Source organism: Imbroritus primus (genome assembly GCF_964332355.1).
In the GTDB taxonomy this organism is placed as follows: Bacteria; Pseudomonadota; Gammaproteobacteria; order Burkholderiales; family Burkholderiaceae; genus Imbroritus; species Imbroritus primus.
Genome location: NZ_OZ201293.1, coordinates 2,407,828 through 2,425,891, shown reverse-complemented (window position 1 = coordinate 2,425,891; position 18,064 = coordinate 2,407,828). Strand labels below are relative to the sequence as shown.

The window sequence follows — 18,064 nt, the reverse complement described above, 5'->3', positions numbered from 1 at the left end:
CGCTGTTCCTTTCAAGCGGTTACGCCCTCATGTGCGGGCTCTGCCGTGACATCCTCTTCTTGCTCGTCCGGGCGATGGGCCAGCCGATACAGAATCGGTAGCACCAGCAGCGTCAGCACGGTGGAAGACAAGATGCCTCCGATCACTACGGTAGCCAGGGGGCGTTGCACTTCCGCGCCTGTTCCCGTGGCAATCGCCATCGGGATGAAACCCAGCGACGCCACTAGGGCTGTCATCAGCACCGGCCGCAAGCGTGTCAGCGCGCCCTCGCGGATGGCTTCATCCAGCGGTGTTCCGTCCTCGCGCAACCCGCGGATGTAGGAAATCATCACTAGGCCATTGAGCACGGCCACACCTGACAGCGCGATGAAGCCCACGGCAGCGGAAATCGACAGAGGAATGTCGCGCAGCCACAGCGCCAAGATGCCGCCGGTCAGCGCGAACGGAATGCCAGTAAAGACCAGCAAGCCGTCCTTGACATTGCCGAACATGGCGAACAACAGCAGGAACACCAGCAGCAGCGACACCGGCACGACGATCTGCAAACGCTGCGTGGCTGATTGCAGATTCTCGAAAGTACCGCCCCAACTCGTCCAGTAGCCCGTGGGAATCTTGACCTGTGCCAGCGCCGCCTCGGCGTCGGCCACGAATGAGCCCACGTCACGGCCGCGCACGTTGGCGCTCACCACGATGCGGCGCTTGCCGTTTTCGCGGCTGACCTGGTTGGGGCCGGGTGCCAGCTCGAAGCTCGCCACCTCGGCCAATTGGATGAAGTTCGTCCGTCCTTCGGCACTGCCGGTCCCACCCGTTCCGCGCGGCAGCGGAATCGGCAGGCGCTTCATGCTTTCCAGGTCGTTGCGCAACGATTCCGGCAGGCGAACCAGGATGTCGAAACGGCGGTCGCCTTCAAACAAGGTGCCGGCCTCGCGCCCGCCGATGGCCGTGGCCACCACGTCCTGGATGTCGGCTACGTTCAGCCCGTAGCGTGCGGCTTTCTGGCGGTCGATGTTCACGGTCAGCATCGGCAAGCCGGTGGTCTGCTCCACCTTGACCTCGGACGCGCCAGGAATCTTCTGCAACATGGATGAGACTTCCTCACCCGTCTTGTTCAAGACATCCATGTCGTCGCCAAAAATCTTCACTGCCACATCACTGCGCACTCCCGAGATGAGTTCGTTGAAGCGCAACTGGATCGGCTGCGAGAACTCATAGTTGTTCCCCGGCACCTTGCCCACGGTCTCCTGAATGGCCGCCAGCAATTCGTCGCGTGACTTGCGCGGCTCGGGCCACTCGGACAGGGGCTTGAGCATGATGTAGCCGTCGGAAATGTTCGGCGGCATCGGGTCGGAGGCGATTTCCGCCGTGCCAGTGCGCGCAAAAACGCGGTCGATCTCAGGGAATTTGGCCTTCAGCGTCGCTTCCAGTTGCTGCTGCATCGCCACCGATTGCGTCAGGCTGGTACCCGGAATGCGCAGGGCCTGGATGGCGAAGTCGCCCTCGTTCAGGCTGGGCACGAACTCGCTGCCCATGCGGGTGGCAATCAGGCCGCACAGCACAATCGCCACGGCGGCTGCCGCCAACACCACGGCCTTGGCCGCCATCACGCGATCCAGCAACGGGCCGTACCAGCGCTTGGCTTGCACCACCAAGAAGTTTTCCGTCTCGCTGACCCGATGGCCGATGAACAGGGCGACCGCCGCCGGAATGAAAGTCACCGACAGGATCATGGCCCCCACCAGCGCGGCCACCACGGTGAACGCCATCGGGTGGAACATCTTCCCTTCCACACCCGTCAGGGCAAAGATGGGCAGGTACACCACCATGATGATGAGCTGCCCGAACAGCAGCGCGCGGCGCGATTCCTTGGATGCCAGGAACACCTCGTGAAAGCGTTCCGCCCGCGTCAAGGGCCTGCCAAAGTGCGCCTGCGCATGGGCCAGACGGCGCACGCAGTTCTCGACGATCACCACCGCCCCGTCGATGATGATGCCGAAATCCAGCGCCCCCAGGCTCATCAGGTTGGCGCTCACCTTGTAATGCACCATGCCCGTGAAGGTGAACAGCATCGACAAGGGAATCACCGTCGCCGTGATGATGGCCGCACGGATGTTGCCCAGGAACAGAAACAGGATGACGATCACCAGGATCGCGCCTTCCAGCAGGTTCTTCTTCACCGTGGCGATGGCCTTGTCCACCAGCACGGTGCGGTCGTAGACCGTCACCGCGTGCACGCCCTCGGGCAGGCTGCGGTTGATCTCCACCATTTTCTTGTCCACGGCCTGCGACACCGTGCGACTGTTCTGGCCGATGAGCATGAAGACCGTGCCCAGCACCACTTCACGGCCGTTGTCCGTGGCGGCACCGGTGCGCAGTTCGCGCCCCATCCCAACGTCCGCCACGTCGCGCACGCGGATGGGCACCCCGCCCGCGCTGCTGAGGATGACGTTGCCGATGTCCTCCAGCGTCTTGACCTGCCCAGGCGCCCGGATCAGATACTGCTCGCCGCGCTTTTCGATGTAGCCCGCGCCCACGTTGCCGTTGTTGCGGTCCAGCGCCGTCACGATGTCTTGCAGGGTGACGCCCAACGAAGCCAGACGCGCGGGGATAGGCGCGATCTGGTATTCCTTGGCATAGCCGCCGATCGAGTTGATTTCCGTCACGCCGGGCACGTTGCGCAACTGCGGCTTGATGATCCAGTCCTGGATCTCGCGCAGGTCGGTGGCCGTGTAGGGTGTGCCGTTGGGCTTCTTCGCACCGTCCTTGGCCTCGACCGTCCACAGGTAAATTTCGCCCAGGCCGGTGGAAATCGGCCCCAGTGCAGGCGTGATGCCGGCGGGCAGTTTGTCGCGTGCCTCCTGGATGCGCTCATTGACCAACTGGCGCGCGAAGTAGATGTCGGTGCCGTCCTTGAAGATCACCGTCACTTGCGACAGACCATAGCGCGACAGGGAGCGGGTCTGCTCCAGGTTGGGCAGGCCCGCCATCACCGTTTCAATCGGGTACGTCACCCGTTGCTCGACCTCCAGCGGCGAATAGCCCGGCGCCTGCGTATTGATCTGCACCTGGACGTTGGTGATGTCCGGAACGGCGTCGATGGGCAGCTTCTGATAGCTGAATACGCCAATGGCGGCCATGCCGATGGCGGCCAGCAGCACCAGCCATCGGTGCTCGATGGCCGCGCGAATAAGTTTTTCAAACATGGACGTGGCTCCGGCATCAATGGGTGTGTTCGGCAGAGGCTTTGCCGAGTTCGGACTTCACGACGAAACTGCCTGCCGCCGCATACGCTGCCCCGGCTTGGAGCCCTTGCAGCACCTCGACGCGCTTGCCGTCGCTGCGGCCCAACTGCACGGGCTGGGCCACGAAGCCGTCATTCACCTTGACGAAGACGACGGGCTTGTCGCCCACGCTCTGTATCGCATCGCTGGCCACAGTGACGGGCACGTTGGCCTCGGATGCGGTCACTTCCACATTGACGAACAGGCCGGGACGCCACGCGCCCTGCGGATTGGCCAAGACCACGCGGGCCTTGGCCGTGCGGGTCTGCTCGCCGATCAACGCGCCCACGAAAGTGATGGTGCCTTGCGCGCTGGCATCGAAGGCCGTGGCCTTGATGTTGACTTTTTCGCCCACTCGGACGAGCGGCAAATCCTTGGCAGGCACGTTGATTTCCGCCCAGACCTGGCCCAGGTCAGACACAGTGAACACGGCAGCGTCTTCCTTGACGGCTTCGCCCTGGCTGAGGTGCTTTTCAATCACCACGCCATCGAAGGGTGCGCGCAACTCCAGGCGGTTCAGCCCGCCCGAAGACCCTGGGGCCAGGCCCACGGCAGACAGCTTCTGCTGCGCGTTGGCCACGGCGACCTGCGCCTCGTTCAATGCCTGCCCGGCTTGCAGGTAATCCTGCTCGGCGGAAATCTTCTGTTCCCACAGCCGCTTCTCGCGCTCGAAGGTGGTCTTGGCCAAAGCCAGCCGCTTTTGCGCCGTCTGCAATTCGCTGCGCTGCTCGGAGGCGGTCGGGCTGGTTATGACCGCCAGCACCTGTCCCTTCTTGACCGTTTGTCCCAAGCTGGCCTGCACGCTCTCGACCACGCCCGCCATGCGCGGGACGACATGCGAGGTGCGGTCTTCGTTCAGGCGGATCTCGCCCGGCAATTGCAGGGCAGACTTGATGCTTGCAGCCCCTGCGGTGTCGATGCCGATGGATGCCGCCTTGATTTGCGCATCGCTGAGTTCGACTTTCCCCTCTTCCTGGCTGAAGCTGAACCTGAAAGGCGCATTGGCCGTTTGTGCCACGATGTTGATCTCGAACGCATGGGGCTCCGGCACGGTCTCGCGACTCAGCAGACTGTCTTTGTCGGGCGCGAAATTGAGCGCCTGCTTCTCGCCGGTCAAACGCGAAACGGTGGCGCTGACCTTGGCGGCGCTGGCGGCCAGCGCCTTGCCCTTGTCGTACAGCCAGATGCGTAGGCGCGGCTCGCCGCCGTCTTCGGCGAGCAATGCCTCCAATCCGAAATCCCCTTCATTGAACAGCTTGCCGCCATGCGGCCCCTTGCCCGGCCCTTCATGGTGCTCGCCATCCGCATGGCCCTTGTCGTCCTCGTGCTGCGCATCGCTTGTCTTGCCATGATGCTCACCATCGCTGTGGGCCTTGGCTTCAACGTGGCTGCTGTGGCCCTCGCCTTCGGCGCTCTTGCCCGTCTTGCCGCCGAGGATGGCGCCGCCCAGTCCAACGCCCACAACGGCGATCACGGCGATGGCAATCCATTGCTTCTTGCCGACGTTCAGTTTGTTCGTGTCGAATTTCATGTTCATTCCTTGTTCGCGGGCGGGGTGGTCGTGGGTTCGGATGCGCCGATCACGCGATCCATGTCCGCCGCCGCGCGATGCGCTTCGGCCAGTGCCTTGAGGTATTGGGATTGGGCGGCGAAGTAGGTGCGCTGTGCGTCCAGCACTTCCAGGAAATTGAACTTTCCGTAGCCAAAACCCACGGTGGCCGCGTCATAGGCGCTCTTGGCCCCAGGCAGTACCTCGCGCTGCAACACGTCGATCTCGCCGCGAACCAACGTCAGCCGTTCGCGGGCTTGCAGCACTTCCGTGCTCAGGCGCAGGTTCAACGCCTGGAGTTCGTCCCGCGCCTTGTCTTCACGCTTCAACGCTTCCAGCAAGTTGCCCTGATTGCGGTCAAACAAAGGCAGCGGCACGGAAACGCCGAGCATCAACTGATTGCGCGCAAGCTCGTTCGGGCGCTTCACGCCCAGGCTGACCGTGACATCTGGCGTTTGCTTGCTCCGCTCCACGTCAGCCAATGACCTGCGGCGTTCAACTTCCAACTGCGCCCGGCGCAATGCCGACGAGGCCGACAGGCGCTGCTGGATGTCATCCAGCGAAGGGACGACCGGGAGATCATCCACACTGCCCGACACCTGGGTGAACTGTGGCGGGCTGGCCCCCAGCAAGCTGGCCAGCCGTGCGCGGGCGCTGCGCTGTTCGCTTTGGGCCTGCGCCAGTTCAACCCGCACGCCGGCCTCGGCCACCCGGGCCTTGGTTTCCTCGACCGGAGAGACCTTGCCCGCCATCACGCGCTTGGCAACGGCGTCCGTCGCTTTCCTGGCCAAGTCAACGCTGTCCTGGGCCAAGGCCGTGCGATCCTGGGCTGCCAGCGCATCGAAGAAGGCGGCGACCACGGCGGCGCGAATTTCGACGCGACGCGCGTTCAACTCCTCGACCGCAACGTCACGCCCACGCTCTGCCGCCGTGATGCGGGCAGCGCGCTTGCCGCCCAATTCGATGGGCAGGTTGATCTGAGCGCTTTGGGTGCGGGTTTGCGTGCGCTGGTCTTCAAGCGCATACGCCAGTTCGGGGTTGCGGCGCGCTTGCGCCTGAAGCACCTGGCCTTGCACGGCCTCGACTTCCCGCTGAGCGACGGTCAGGTCAAGATTGGCTTCCAAAGCCAGCGCGATGGCTTTTTGCAGGCTCAGTGGAGCCGTTGCTTCAGTCTGCGCCCCGCTTTGGGCATTGCCCGGCAGCGCTGGCAGCGGCTGGGCGAAAGCCAGCCCTGCCGTGAACGCAAGGAGCAAGCCTGCCGCCGTTGCCCTTGCGTTGTGATTGTGAATACCCTTCAACATCCGATTCTCCAGTGACTTGAAATACACGAGGGAATCGGCGGGGGGCGATCCAGATGATCGCCAGCAACGTCGTCACATCAGCCGCACGAAGCCGGCTGGATACCGTAGCGCGCCATGCGCGACGGCAGGGGTGAGGACGAAGAGAAAGGAACGCGCTCCCCGCCGATCAGGCGAGGGCACGCCACCGAGGGCGCTCTAAACGTTCGGGTGGAGGCGCGGCAAGGCTCTCCGGGTGGTACGCCGTATCCAGGGACGGGCTGATCGACGACGCCAGCTTGACATCCCCTGACAAGACCGAGAAGCACCCGGCATGACAGGACGGGCAATCAGGATCGCCGCCCAGGGTCTTGGCCGGATCAGGGCTGGCGTCCTTGCCGTCGGCCGCCTTGTGCTGGTGCGCATGGTGGCCGAAGTGCTTGGCCGCAGCCCCGGTTTCATGCTGGCAATAACTGGCCACAGCCGCCCAACTGAATTGGAGCGGCAAGAACACCAGCAAGACGATAGCCAGCCATTTGCGCATAGGGGTAACAGTGTAGCAGCTACAGGCTTCAATCCGCCATTCCTCGCTGCTTGGGTTTGTTTCAGAGTCCTCTGCGCGTAGCGTGCCTCCTCGCGGGTTCATCCAGAATGAAATAAGGACCGCTTCTATATTCGAATAGCTGTGGTCGCTTGACGCAACGAAGCGACACGAGGGGCACGGCAGCGCAGGGTATTGGCAGCAGTGTCAACCGCCGGAATACATTTCGAGCCGCGCACGCCGCGCTTCTGGTGATTCGCTGCGCATCTCATCGACAACCTGTTGGCGCGTCTTCGGTGCTGCGGAACTCTTGATGGGCACCGGCAGTCCACGTTGCATCAGCGTGAGCGTACCGTCCTTGCGGGCTGCCTCGACCTCGGCCAGCACCTGGGCACGGGTCTTGGTACTCTTGAAATGATCGGGGTGATACGTGAAGCCCTGCTCATTGGACGCGGGGTGCCAGAGCGAATCGGCCTGGGCCGCCATGGGCAGTGCCGTGGCCAGGATAATGGCTTTCATGGCGACAAGATGGGTCAGTTTCATTGCATGGTCCTTTCCAGTGTGATTTGCAGAAAATCGATATGCCCGAAGGCATGAGCACAATGTAAGAACCGGCACCGAACGGGAGTAAAACGTGCAGATGACAATTTGGACAGGTTGCGAGAGACCGCAGCAGGAACGCTGCGCATGAAGCTGCTGATCGTGGAAGACGAAGCCAAGCTCGCGGACTATCTTCGCAAGGGACTCTCTGAAGAAGGCTATGTGATCGATGTGGCTGCCAACGGCATCGATGGCCTCCACATGGCCTCTGACGGCCACTACGACCTGATCGTTCTCGACACCATGCTGCCGGGCATCGATGGCTTCGGCTTGCTGGCTGCACTGCGGCAGAGCAAGCAGACGCCGGTGATCATGTTGACGGCCCGCCATCGCATCGAGGATCGCGTACGCGGGCTGAAGGCAGGAGCGGACGACTACCTCGTTAAGCCGTTCGCCTTTTCCGAACTGGTGGCACGCATCGAGGTGCTGCTGCGCCGCACCGCCGGTACTGCGCCCGCGCCTGATGCGCTGGTGCTGTGCCTGGGGGACTTGCATATGGACCTGGCGAGGCGGCGCGCTACTCGGGCCGGCCAGCGCATCGATCTGTCCGCAAAGGAATTCCAACTGCTGACGCTGCTCTTGCGCCGCAAGGGCGAGGTTCTGTCACGTACCGAAATCGCGGAGCAAGTATGGGACGTGAACTTCGATCACGGTACCAACGTGATCGACGTCGCTGTGCGTCGCCTTCGGAGCAAGCTCGACCTGCCCTTCGAGCGCCCACTGCTGCACACCGTCCGTGGCATGGGCTACGTACTCGAAGATCGGCAGTCGTGAGACCCAGGCGTGCCGGATCGCTGGGACGGCGGCTTGCCCGTTGGCTCGCACTTCTCACCCTGGTCGGGCTGGCCTTAACCTGCCTGGGCATTTACACCGTCACCGCGCTGAGCTTCAAGGAGCGGCAGATGGACACGCTGCGGCAACAGCAGACCCAGGTGAACCATCTTATTGCCGAGGCAGCAGAGTTAGACAGCGGCACGCTCGCACACAAGCTCGACGATGGCATGGTCGGCCGACAGGACATGAAATTGATCCTGACCCGTGCCGACGGCAGCGTCATCTATGCCAGCGCCGGCATTCCAGTGCATCACCGCGTGATCGACATGCGATTCGAGGCTACGACCGGCATCCCCCCCATCCAGGCGGTGCTGAGTCTTGATGTCAGCGAGGACGATCGTGTGCTAGAACGCCTAGCCCGCACGCTCGTCGCCGCCGCACTCGCTGGCGCAGTGGTGATTGCTGCTGGCGGATTTACGCTGGTGCAAATCGGGCTGCGTCCCGTGCGCGACCTCTCGGCTCAGATCCAGGCACTGGAGGCCGATACTCTGCACCGGCTTCTGGATGGCTCCGCTCAACCCGACGAACTGGCTCCGCTGGTGGCCCACGTCAACGAATTGCTGAAGCGTCTGCACAAAGCCTACGAACAACTGGAAGCCTTCAATGCTGACGTTGCGCATGAACTGTTCACGCCGTTGGCGACGTTGATGGGGGGCACCGAAGTCGCTTTGCGCAAAGCACGCGATGCCGACACGCTGCGGGATGTGTTGGGCTCGCACCTCGAAGATATCCAGCGCATGTCGATGATCGTGCAGGACATGCTCTTCTTGTCGCAAGCCGACCGAGGAGCTGAAGCCCGCCGCGAGCATGTCGCCAGTCTGGCCGGCGTTGCGCGCGCGGTGGTGGAATTGCACGAGGCGGCCATTGAGGAAGCCGGGCTGAAAGTTCGTATCAATGGTGATGCCACTGGCTTGGCCGACGTGCGCCTATTGCAGCGCGCATTGTCCAACCTGATCGGCAACGCAACCCGGCACGCGCATCCGCACAGCACCGTTGTCGTGCAAATCGACCGACTGGATGGTGAGATCGCCCTGCGGGTGATGAACGAAGGGCCGACGATCTCAGCCGAGCATTTGCCCAATCTGTTCAACCGCTTCTACCGGGCAGATGCAGCGCGGTCGGATGCCGCCCGCAATCATGGACTGGGCTTGGCCATCGTGGCCGCCATCGCCCGCATGCACGGAGGGCGGACTATGGTCGATTCGAGCAACGGCGTCACATCTATCGGGCTCGCGGTGCCTACCCCGAACACGCAATAGTTCAACGGGTCGCGCCCTACCAACAGGCTGGCCTACTAGCCAATTACTTCTTCTAGCAGGAGAAGCGCCAGAAAGCCGACAAAGAACATCGCCGTCACCCAGGGACGATCTGGCGTTTCGTGCGCTTCGACCAACAGTTCTTCGGTCACGAGGTAGAGCAACGCAATCAGACCAAACGCGAAGAAGCCAGTCAGAAGAGGGTTGGGCAACAGCGCCACCGGCGCTCCAAGCAAGGCCCCGATCGGCAGCAAGAGCACGAGCGCGGACGTAATCCAAATGACCTTGGCACGAGAACGAACGCTCTCGCCGAGTTCCGTCGCCACCGTCAATCCCAGGAACAGAACCTCAATGGTCAGGGCGATGGTCAGAAGCAAGCCGACCTTTGGGCCAGCCGCAAACCCGATACCAAGCACCAAGCCATCAATCAGGATGTCGATGCCGATCACGGTCAGGAGACCGGCTGGCCCCTTCGCCAATGCTTCCAGATGCTTCACCAGCAGCATGGTGGCGACGCCGATTCCGCCGCCGATCATCGTCGCCAAAGGTGAGGCGCGGTGCATGATGTCGGGCAAAATTTCGCCGGCCGCCGCCGCGAACACGACGCCAGCGGCAAAGTGCTGAATCGCACTGACCAGTGTTGGCCCCGGCCGCACGTTCACCGCGACCGTAGCTCCGATGATGGCGGCCGCTGCCGGAATCAAGGTGTAGATCCAGGCCGAGATCACCATGATTCAAGTTACTGCGTTGCCGCACTGAGCGCAGAATTTCGCGCCGATGGGAATGACGCTACTGCACTTCTTACACGATGCTGGCACCAGCGATGTCCCGCACTGGCCGCAAAAGCGGGAGCCTTGCGGATTGATCGTTTTGCATTGCGGGCATGGGATGCCACTGGCCGAAGGCGTTGGATTGCGCCCCCAATCATGACCGCTGGAGCTGCCGCGGCCGTGGCTATTGCCATGCCCGTGGGAACTGCCATGCCCTCCGCTGTCTCCGCCAAAAATTCGACCTAAGATTCCCATTTTCAAACTCCGTATTCCGTTTTATCGACCCGCCCGCTGTCTGAGCAGCCTCAGTCCGTTGAAGACCACCAGCAAGCTCGCCCCCATGTCGGCGAACACGGCCATCCACATGGAGGCATCGTCGAAGACGGCCAGCAACAGGAAAACCGCCTTGATGCCCAGCGCGAGCACGATGTTCTGCCACAGCACGGCGTGGGTGCGCTTGGACAGTCGGATCGTTTCGGGTAGTCGGCGCAGGTCGTCATTCATGACCACCACATCGGCAGCCTCCATCGCGGTGTGGGTGCCAGCGCCGCCCATAGCGAAGCCGATGTCAGCCTTCGCCAGCGCGGGGGCGTCGTTGATGCCGTCGCCGGTCATCGCCGTGACGCCCAAGCGCTGCTGAAGCTCTCCGATGGCCTGCAACTTGTCCTCGGGCAGCAGGTTGCCACGCACCTCGGCGATGCCCGCCTGGGTGCCGACGGTTTGCGCCGTCGCCAGGTTATCGCCCGTCAACATCACCGGCGTCACGCCCAATGCCTTCAGGTCGGCCACGGCCTGCGCGGATGAGGATTTGATGGTGTCGGCTACTGCACAGATGGCCATGACCCGTTCGCTGCTGGCCAACAACGTGACGGTGCGGCCAGCTTGCTCATGCACTGCAAGGCGGGCTTCGAGGTCAGCCGAACACTGCCCGCGCTCTTCAATCCAGCGGTGGTTAGCCAGCACATAGGTATGGCCGTCGATCACCCCCTGCACGCCGCGCCCGGCAACAGCCTGAAACTCATCCACTTCTTGCGTGGCGGACGACACGCCGTCCGCAATGGCCTTGGACACTGGATGATCCGACCGCGCTGCGAGGCTCTTGGCCAACCCCTCCAGGGCTTGCTGGCCGAGTCCTGTGTCCACGGGCTCGAAAGCCACCAGCTTGGGCTTGCCTTCGGTGATGGTGCCGGTCTTGTCCAGCGCCACGGCCTTGATCTTGCGCGCCTCTTCCAGGTACACACCACCTTTGATCAGGATGCCTCGCCGCGCCCCAGCGGCCAAACCGCTGACGACGGTGACGGGCGTGGAAATCACCAAGGCGCAAGGGCAGGCGATGACCAGCAGCACCAGGGCCTTGTAGGCGGCCTGCGTCCAGGTCAGCCCCATGAGCCAGGGCGCCAACAACGCAACGGCAACGGCCAGGACGAACACCGCAGGCGTGTAGACGGCGGCGAAGCGATCCACGAAACGCTGCGTGGGCGCACGGGAAGACTGGGCCTGCTCAACGGCGTGGATGATCCGCGCCAGCGTGCTGTCGGACGCGGGGGCCGTGACACGGATTTCCAACGCCGCAGCCTGATTGATGGTGCCGGCGAAGACTTCATCGCCGGGGCTCTTGTCCACCGGCAAGCTTTCGCCGGTCACGGGGGACTGGTCAATAGCGCTCTGACCTAGGCTCACGATGCCATCCAGCGGAACGCGCTCGCCGGGGCGAATACGCACGGTCGTGCCCACGGTGACTTCCTTGACTCCCATGCGCACCCAATTGCCATCGTCTTGACGCACTTCAGCTTGCTCCGGCGCGAGCGCCAGCAGGCTCTTGATGGCGCCGCGCGCCCGATCCACGGCGCGGGCCTCAATGGCTTCCGCAATCGCATACAGGGCCATCACCATCGCCGCTTCGGGCCACTGGCCGATCAGGAAAGCGCCGGTCACGGCCACGGTCATCAGGGCATTGATGTTCAAGCGGCCCTGCCGCAGTGCAGCCAGCCCTTTGCCGTAAACCGAGAAACCCGACAGCGCGATGGCCGCCGCGGCCAGCGCCATTCCCAGCGCCTTGACAGGTACGCTGTCTGGAAAGGCGAATGCCAAGCCCTCGGCCGCCACAGCCAACCCAAGGGCGCCCAGCGATTTGCCCCATCTCGTCCAGAAGCCCGTTGGCGAGGCAACCGCAGCAGCCGACGAGCCTGTGTCGCCAAGAGGTTCCGGCTTGAAGCCTGCCTTGCGGATTGCGTCCAGCGCCTGCTGCAAGACAGGATCATCGGCGGCAATGGCCAACTCGCGTTCGCCCAGATTGAATTGCAGGCTACGAATTCCCGCCATGCCGTCCAACGCCCGGCGGATTTCCGACTCCTCCGAGGCACAGTCCATATTCGCAATGCGGAAGCGCTGGACATTCTTCGCGCCGAGGGGTTCTGGCTTGAAACCCGCTTTGCGGATCGCTTCCAGGGCCTGGGGCAGCGCGTGGTCATCGGCGGCAATGGCAAGCTCTCGATCCCCCAGGTTGAATCGCAGGCTGCGAATCCCCGCCATGCCTTCCAGCGCCCGGCGGATTTCCGACTCCTCCGAGGCACAGTCCATGTTCGCTATGCGAAAGCGTTGCGGCTCGATAGTCGTTCCATCAGACGCTGTTGGCTCGGGCACCGCAGGCACTGTTGCACAGCCACTCCCGCAGCAGGCAGGGTCAGCGTGTTGGCGTTGGCGGGAAGAGTTCATGAAATTCTCCTTTTCAGGCAAATTGGAAACCCTGTACCCACTACAGAGTCAAGTGCCTACAATGAGCCTTGGAGAAAAACCCGCGACCGCTCAAGATGAAGCTATGAAAATCGGCGAACTGGCTAAGGCCGCACATACCCAGGTAGAGACGATCCGGTACTACGAGCGTGAAGGCTTGCTACCAGAAACGGCCCGTACAGATGGCAACTACCGCATGTACGCAGAAGAACACGTTGACCGACTGTCCTTCATCCGGCACTGCCGGGGTTTGGACATGACACTGGATGAAATCCGGGTTCTATTGCGCTTCAAGGATGCTCCGCACGAGAACTGCGCCCAGGTGAATGACCTGCTCGACGAGCACATAGACCATGTGGCTACTCGCATCAAGGAATTGAAAGCGCTGGAACGACAACTCAAGACCTTGCGGGAAAGCTGCCGGGAATCCCAGCAGGCCAGTCAGTGCGGCATCTTGACCGAACTGTCCTCAGCATCGCGCCAGGTGCACGAGCCAGCAACGCGCAGGGGTCATGTTCATGGGGCGCATAGCCTCAAGTGACTAGCTCAAAGAAACTCCAAGCCGACGCCCGATTTCCCATGAGGCCGCTCCGCCACGCACCGTCGCCGCAAGCTGCTGCCCCAGTCGCTGCTCGATCACTGGCTTCCACGGCACCAAGCTGAACCCCATGCCGTCGTCCAGCATCGCGTACCGTCCGCTGGCGAGCATCACGCTCCGGCGGTAGATGCCAGCCACGCGCTGCCCGTCCGCCGTCGGGCGGTGTTCCAAGCCAGTTTCCGCAGCGATGTCCTTGGCGACCTGCGCCAGTTCTCGATTGCGCAGCGTGCCCAGCAGGTTGCGCGCCAGGATCACGCGCTGCCCGCGCCGCTCGGCCAGTCCCTGTTCGGCCAGGAAGTCGGCGCGCTGCTGCATCGCCTGTTTGGTCTCGCTGCCAAAACCCAGGTCACCCAGCCCCGAGCCGCCGCCGATCAACTGCTGGTCGAGCCAGGTGGCCCCGATCACGCGCGCCTGCCGCTCGATGGGCAGGTGCGATTTCAGCTCTACAGCCACGCCGCCCAGGCGCTGCGCGTCGTACTGGCGACCGCGCTCGGCCAGGTCGCCCGGCACCTTCCATAGCCCCTCGGCCACGCGCTCCACGATGCCGCCGCGGCGCAAGGCTTCGAGCCGGCGGACATGGGCGGCGACGACTTCCTGCGGATCACGGCCCGGCATGGCCTGACCCTGTGCGATGGCGAGGTGGTGGTCGGTGCGGTACAGGCCATCGCTCGCCAGAGCGGCGATGTTCCTGTCGGCCGCGCGCACGTCGGCCGATCCCTTCACCTCCACCACGGCGCCGGTGGGATAGTTCGCCAGCTCGTCGCGGGCGTTGAGCGCGACGTAGTGGGCCTTGCCGTCCACCCCGTCGATGACCAGATAGCCCCGGTCGCGCAGCTCGTCGGCCAGCCCCTTCGCAGCCACGCGGCCGAGGATGGTTCGGCCATCGTCGCCCGGCTCGAACACCGCCAGCTCGCGCGGTTCGCCGCGCATGGCTCGCTGCATGGTGCGGATGATGTCGCCGCGCTCGCCCAGGGTGCGCAGCGTCTTTTCGGCATCCGCATGGACGGCCCAGGTGCCCGGCTGCGTCTCGTCGGCGAGGCCCATGCGCTGCAAGCGTGGCAGGCGGCCGATCAGCAGCAGGCGCTGGCGTTGCAGCCGCGGTTCGTTGAACCGTTCGACATGCACCAGGCCATCGTCGCCCAGTTCGCGTTTGAGCGTGCGATCCAGGCTCGTCCATCGCTCCTGATCCACTTCACGCTGCAAGGTCTGCTGGATCTCCAGCTCGGTGCGTGGCCCCAGCCATTCGGTCGCCAGCTCGGACGCGCGATGCCGGAAGCCATCGGCGATGTAGTCGCCCGCGATGATGAGGTCTTTGCCCGTGTCGTCCCGTCCGCGCACGATCAAGTGGGTGTGCGGGTTGTCGGTGTTCCAGTGATCGACCGCCACCCATTCCAGCCGTGTGCCCAGGTCGGCTTCCATGCGGCCCATGAGATGCCGCGTGTAGGTGCGCAGGTCGTCCAGTTCCGCGCCATCCTCCGGCGAGAGGATGAAGCGGAAATGGTGCCGGTCGTCGGCGCAGCGTTCCTTGAAGGCGTCGAGGTCGGCAGCATCGGTCTGCGGCCCATAGGCTTGGCCTGGCTCGCCATCGCGGCCGGCGCCGTCGCGCTCGATGTAGCGCAGGTGCTTGGCGAGCGACTGCGGACTGGCCCGCTGCTGATTGACCAGCAGCGTCTTGATGGTCACGCGCCGCGACATGGGCGTGAGCTTCGCCCCCGCGAAGCGCGCCGCCGTGTGGCCGCGCCCCAGGCGCGAGCCGGGCCGCTGGCCGGCGTGCTGCCCGTTGCCGCTGGCGCCAGGACGGCGCACCGCCGACTTGCCGCTGCTGGCCTTGCCTGCCTGCTTGAGCACCTTGGAGACGAAGCCCTGGCCCCGGTTCTTCGGGGCACTGGGGCGGATGCGGAAATCATCGTCGCGGCGGTCGGTCATGGCTGCGCTCCCTGCAAGCTCTAGCGTGTCCGGTCGTGCGAAGCACGCGGACATGCCTGCATTGGCGCGGGCTTCGCGCCCCAAGCGGCACGGCGGCGAAGCCGCGCCGTGCCGCGCCACCCCCACGTGCAGACTGGCTTTGCGGGCCGACAGGTGCCGCACCCTTTTGTCTTGCCTTCCGCATTTGCCTCCTCTGGTCCCCCCGGTTCTCGCTCCCGGCAACTGCGGCCCGGTAGCGCCGCTGCGCGGGCAGCCAGCGCCCCGGCGAACGCGGCGGTGGCCGCAGGCCAGCCGTGTTCGAGGCAAGACGCCTGCACATGGGACGGCTGCGCCGGAGGCAGCGCGAAGTGCGGTGCGAATGCACTGGCACTGCACGCGCGGCAACATGACGCTGACACGCCCGATAGCACGAGGCCGTGCACGCTCGCGTGCAGCGAATCGGCGGCCATCATGGGCGTTTCTCCAGCCAGAGCGGATGCGCCACGCCGATCACAGCGGCTGCGCGGACCGGCCCGAAGTAGCGGCTGTCGAACGACACCGGATTGGTGCTGCTCAGCAGGAACAGCTCGCCAGCTTCGAGGCGGCGGCAATGCGGCCAGGATGGCAGCGGCCGGCCCAGCCGATCGGCAGCCAGCACGGCGGCCACCGGCACGCCGTCGATCCACACCAGCGCATCGAACACGCATACATGCTGCGGCGCCACGGCGCCCACGCGCTTGAGCAGCGGCACGCGCGCCGTGAGGTAGCGGCGCTGCGCGGCCAGCGCTGCAACGTCAGGCGGCAGCGTGGTGAGGACGATGGCGCCGACGTGCAGCGCATCGGACGACCCGATGCGATACCAGCCGATCGGAACACTGTCGGACGGGTTGTAGACCAGGCGCGGCAGCGGCTGTACGAAAGCCGCCCAGGCCAGCGCAGCGAGGCCGCAGGCGGACAGGCTCGCCAGAACGATGCGAGCGCGCAGGCGTAAACGAGGATGTGGCGGGATTTCAGTTGCATCGGCAACGATAGATGGGAGTGTCATGGCAACACCCTCCCAGCCAGCCATGCAGCGTGCCGCTCGGCGCTGTATTCGGGCAGCGGCAGACGGGCCGCGAGCCGGTTGGCGAGCGTGCGCCAGTACGCGGGCGAAGCGCCGGCAGGCGCGATGCCCAGTGCCTCGATGGCGTCGATGCGCTCCAGTACGGCACGCACATTCTTGTCGCCCTCTGCGTGCAGCAGCAGGCGCGCGCCGGGCTGCACGCCGGGGATGCGCTGCGCGCCATCCAATGGCGTGCAAGCCTGCATCACCATGAGCTGCCAGCGAATCGTGCCGAAGTCGTTGGACTGCCAGCGGATGCGGCAGAACACGGCGCCCGGCAGGAACACGGCAACGCGCCGCCAGCGGTCGTGCCGAATGGTGCGCGCCGGCTCACCGAAGCGCAGGTAAATGTCGATGCGCTGGTCCACGTAGGCCAGCGCCACGCGCGTCAGCGGTATGGTGTCTGCTCGGCCGACGAGCGCAGTGAGTGCGGGTAAAGGGGCAGCTGTAGCCGCGCCAGCGGCAGGCGAAGCGGATGCGGTCATGGGGTGTTCTCCCAGCGGTGTTCTGGAAACTCCTGCTCCAGCAGGCCGCGCAGCAGGTCGGCCACGGTCACGCCCTGCGTGAAGGCTGACACCTTGATGCGCGAGCGCATGGCGGGCGTGATGTCGAGGGTCAGGCGAGCCGTGTAGAGGTCGCCCTTGCCAAGTGCATCGGCATCGCCCTGGCGAATCCACGCCTCGGCGTGCGGATTCATGGGCGGACGCGCGCCGATGCCGACGCGCTTTGCCGCGCGCTTGCTGTTCGGTGGCGGCTTCGCTGTCATGTCGGCCACCGCAGCAGTTCATCGACCAGCGCGGCAATTTCGCGCGCGGCGGCGCTGTCCGGCGCTGTCTCGCGTGCAAGCCGGCCAGCGGCCACGCTGTCGGCGAACACGATGCGTTGATGCACTTCCGCGCGCAGCGCAGGCAGCGGCTGGTCGGCGAGCGCCTGGCGCGCTTCACGCCCGATCACGGTGGTGCTGACGCGCCGGTTGATGACGAAGGCCGCGCGCAGCGCAGGCCGGAACACCTGCGCCTCGCGGATCAGCGCGACCATCTCGGCGCTGGCCCACAGGTCATACGGGCTGGGCTGCACCGGAATCAGCACGCGCTCTGCCGCCAGCAGCGCGGAGCGCGCCAGCGCCGCGATGCGCGGCGGGCCGTCGATGACGACGTGATCGGCCTGCCTGGCAAGTTCTGGCGCCTCTTGATGCAACGTTTCGCGTGCGAGGCCCACGGCGCTAAACAGCCGTGGCAAGCCTTGCTGGCTTCTGCGCTGCGTCCAGTCCAGCGATGAGCCCTGCGGGTCAGCGTCCAGCAGTACGACGTGCTGGCCGCGCATCGCCAGCTCGCCGGCGATGTGCGTGGCGAGCGTGGTCTTGCCCACGCCGCCTTTCTGGTTGAGCAGCGCGACGATCATGGCCTGGCCCTCCGTGTTGGAGAGCCTAGCTGCTGCTGCGCCTGGTGCCGCTGGCCGGTTATACACCGGGGCGCGGCGCTCTTACCAGTTATTGGTATTAAGTTATTAAAGTTATAGGCAGCCGAAACCCGCACCAGCATTGGCCTGGCGGCCGATTTTGTTGCTTGATAGCACGAGGGGCTGTTGCCCGATAGCACGAGACTTCTGTTGCCTGATAGCA

16 protein-coding genes are annotated in these 18,064 nt (G+C 64.4%); 3 read left to right on the top strand and 13 right to left on the bottom strand.

Annotated elements, in window-relative coordinates:
• Positions 1 to 11: 11 nt before the first annotated feature.
• From ACQ3C8_RS11120 to ACQ3C8_RS11100, 5 genes are all read right to left on the bottom strand, one after another.
• Positions 12 to 3,200, bottom strand: a complete 3,189-nt coding sequence (locus tag ACQ3C8_RS11120; RefSeq protein WP_428851610.1) for a CusA/CzcA family heavy metal efflux RND transporter — start codon at positions 3,198 to 3,200, stop codon at positions 12 to 14.
• A 16-nt stretch (positions 3,201 to 3,216) separates the two neighbouring features.
• A complete protein-coding gene (locus ACQ3C8_RS11115; RefSeq protein ID WP_304511170.1) occupies positions 3,217 to 4,809 on the bottom strand; it encodes an efflux RND transporter periplasmic adaptor subunit in 1,593 nt (530 codons plus the stop codon).
• A gap of 2 nt (positions 4,810 to 4,811) precedes the next feature.
• A complete protein-coding gene (locus tag ACQ3C8_RS11110) occupies positions 4,812 to 6,128 on the bottom strand; it encodes a TolC family protein (protein WP_196995286.1) in 1,317 nt (438 codons plus the stop codon).
• Positions 6,129 to 6,294: 166 nt separating this feature from the next.
• A complete protein-coding gene (locus ACQ3C8_RS11105; protein WP_059401156.1) occupies positions 6,295 to 6,648 on the bottom strand; it encodes a hypothetical protein in 354 nt (117 codons plus the stop codon).
• Positions 6,649 to 6,852: 204 nt separating this feature from the next.
• On the bottom strand, positions 6,853 to 7,188 hold the full coding sequence (locus ACQ3C8_RS11100) for a DUF4148 domain-containing protein (protein WP_059401157.1): 336 nt from the start codon (positions 7,186 to 7,188) through the stop codon (positions 6,853 to 6,855).
• Between the two features lie 144 nt (positions 7,189 to 7,332).
• Between ACQ3C8_RS11100 and ACQ3C8_RS11095 the strand changes: the two genes are divergently transcribed.
• Both ACQ3C8_RS11095 and ACQ3C8_RS11090 read left to right on the top strand, forming a co-directional pair.
• Positions 7,333 to 8,019, top strand: coding sequence for a heavy metal response regulator transcription factor (locus ACQ3C8_RS11095; RefSeq protein WP_196995285.1), 687 nt, complete (start codon positions 7,333 to 7,335; stop codon positions 8,017 to 8,019).
• Positions 8,020 to 8,147: 128 nt separating this feature from the next.
• Positions 8,148 to 9,338, top strand: coding sequence for a heavy metal sensor histidine kinase (locus ACQ3C8_RS11090; RefSeq protein ID WP_428851609.1), 1,191 nt, complete (start codon positions 8,148 to 8,150; stop codon positions 9,336 to 9,338).
• A gap of 35 nt (positions 9,339 to 9,373) precedes the next feature.
• On the opposite strand, the gene ACQ3C8_RS11085 is transcribed toward ACQ3C8_RS11090, so the two are convergent.
• Genes ACQ3C8_RS11085 through ACQ3C8_RS11075 form a run of 3 tightly spaced genes read right to left on the bottom strand, consistent with a single transcriptional unit; the run spans position 9,374 to position 12,820 of the window.
• A complete protein-coding gene (locus ACQ3C8_RS11085; protein WP_220638739.1) occupies positions 9,374 to 10,066 on the bottom strand; it encodes a ZIP family metal transporter in 693 nt (230 codons plus the stop codon).
• A 3-nt stretch (positions 10,067 to 10,069) separates the two neighbouring features.
• Positions 10,070 to 10,360, bottom strand: a complete 291-nt coding sequence (locus ACQ3C8_RS11080) for a double zinc ribbon domain-containing protein (RefSeq protein WP_220638740.1) — start codon at positions 10,358 to 10,360, stop codon at positions 10,070 to 10,072.
• A gap of 21 nt (positions 10,361 to 10,381) precedes the next feature.
• On the bottom strand, positions 10,382 to 12,820 hold the full coding sequence (locus tag ACQ3C8_RS11075) for a heavy metal translocating P-type ATPase (RefSeq protein ID WP_428851608.1): 2,439 nt from the start codon (positions 12,818 to 12,820) through the stop codon (positions 10,382 to 10,384).
• Positions 12,821 to 12,923: 103 nt separating this feature from the next.
• Between ACQ3C8_RS11075 and cadR the strand changes: the two genes are divergently transcribed.
• Positions 12,924 to 13,379, top strand: a complete 456-nt coding sequence (gene cadR, locus ACQ3C8_RS11070) for a Cd(II)/Pb(II)-responsive transcriptional regulator (RefSeq protein WP_013517151.1) — start codon at positions 12,924 to 12,926, stop codon at positions 13,377 to 13,379.
• Here the strand turns inward: cadR and ACQ3C8_RS11065 are convergent, their stop codons facing one another.
• From ACQ3C8_RS11065 to parA, 5 genes are all read right to left on the bottom strand, one after another.
• Complete coding sequence (locus ACQ3C8_RS11065; protein ID WP_428851607.1) at positions 13,380 to 15,362, bottom strand: relaxase/mobilization nuclease domain-containing protein; 1,983 nt, start codon at positions 15,360 to 15,362, stop codon at positions 13,380 to 13,382.
• 448 nt (positions 15,363 to 15,810) lie between these two features.
• The gene (locus tag ACQ3C8_RS11060; protein ID WP_428851606.1) at positions 15,811 to 16,386 is read right to left on the bottom strand and encodes a S26 family signal peptidase; all 576 of its coding nucleotides are present in this window, start codon (positions 16,384 to 16,386) and stop codon (positions 15,811 to 15,813) included.
• Positions 16,383 to 16,928, bottom strand: coding sequence for a DUF2840 domain-containing protein (locus ACQ3C8_RS11055; RefSeq protein WP_428851605.1), 546 nt, complete (start codon positions 16,926 to 16,928; stop codon positions 16,383 to 16,385). Before ACQ3C8_RS11055 ends, ACQ3C8_RS11060 begins: the two co-directional genes overlap by 4 nt.
• Positions 16,925 to 17,209, bottom strand: coding sequence for a chromosome partitioning protein ParB (locus tag ACQ3C8_RS11050; RefSeq protein WP_428851604.1), 285 nt, complete (start codon positions 17,207 to 17,209; stop codon positions 16,925 to 16,927). The genes ACQ3C8_RS11055 and ACQ3C8_RS11050 overlap by 4 nt, the downstream gene beginning before the upstream one ends.
• Positions 17,206 to 17,844 carry a ParA family partition ATPase gene (gene parA / locus ACQ3C8_RS11045; protein WP_428851603.1) on the bottom strand — a complete coding sequence of 213 codons (639 nt, stop codon included), beginning with the start codon at positions 17,842 to 17,844 and terminating at the stop codon, positions 17,206 to 17,208. The genes ACQ3C8_RS11050 and parA overlap by 4 nt, the downstream gene beginning before the upstream one ends.
• Positions 17,845 to 18,064 lie beyond the last annotated feature (220 nt).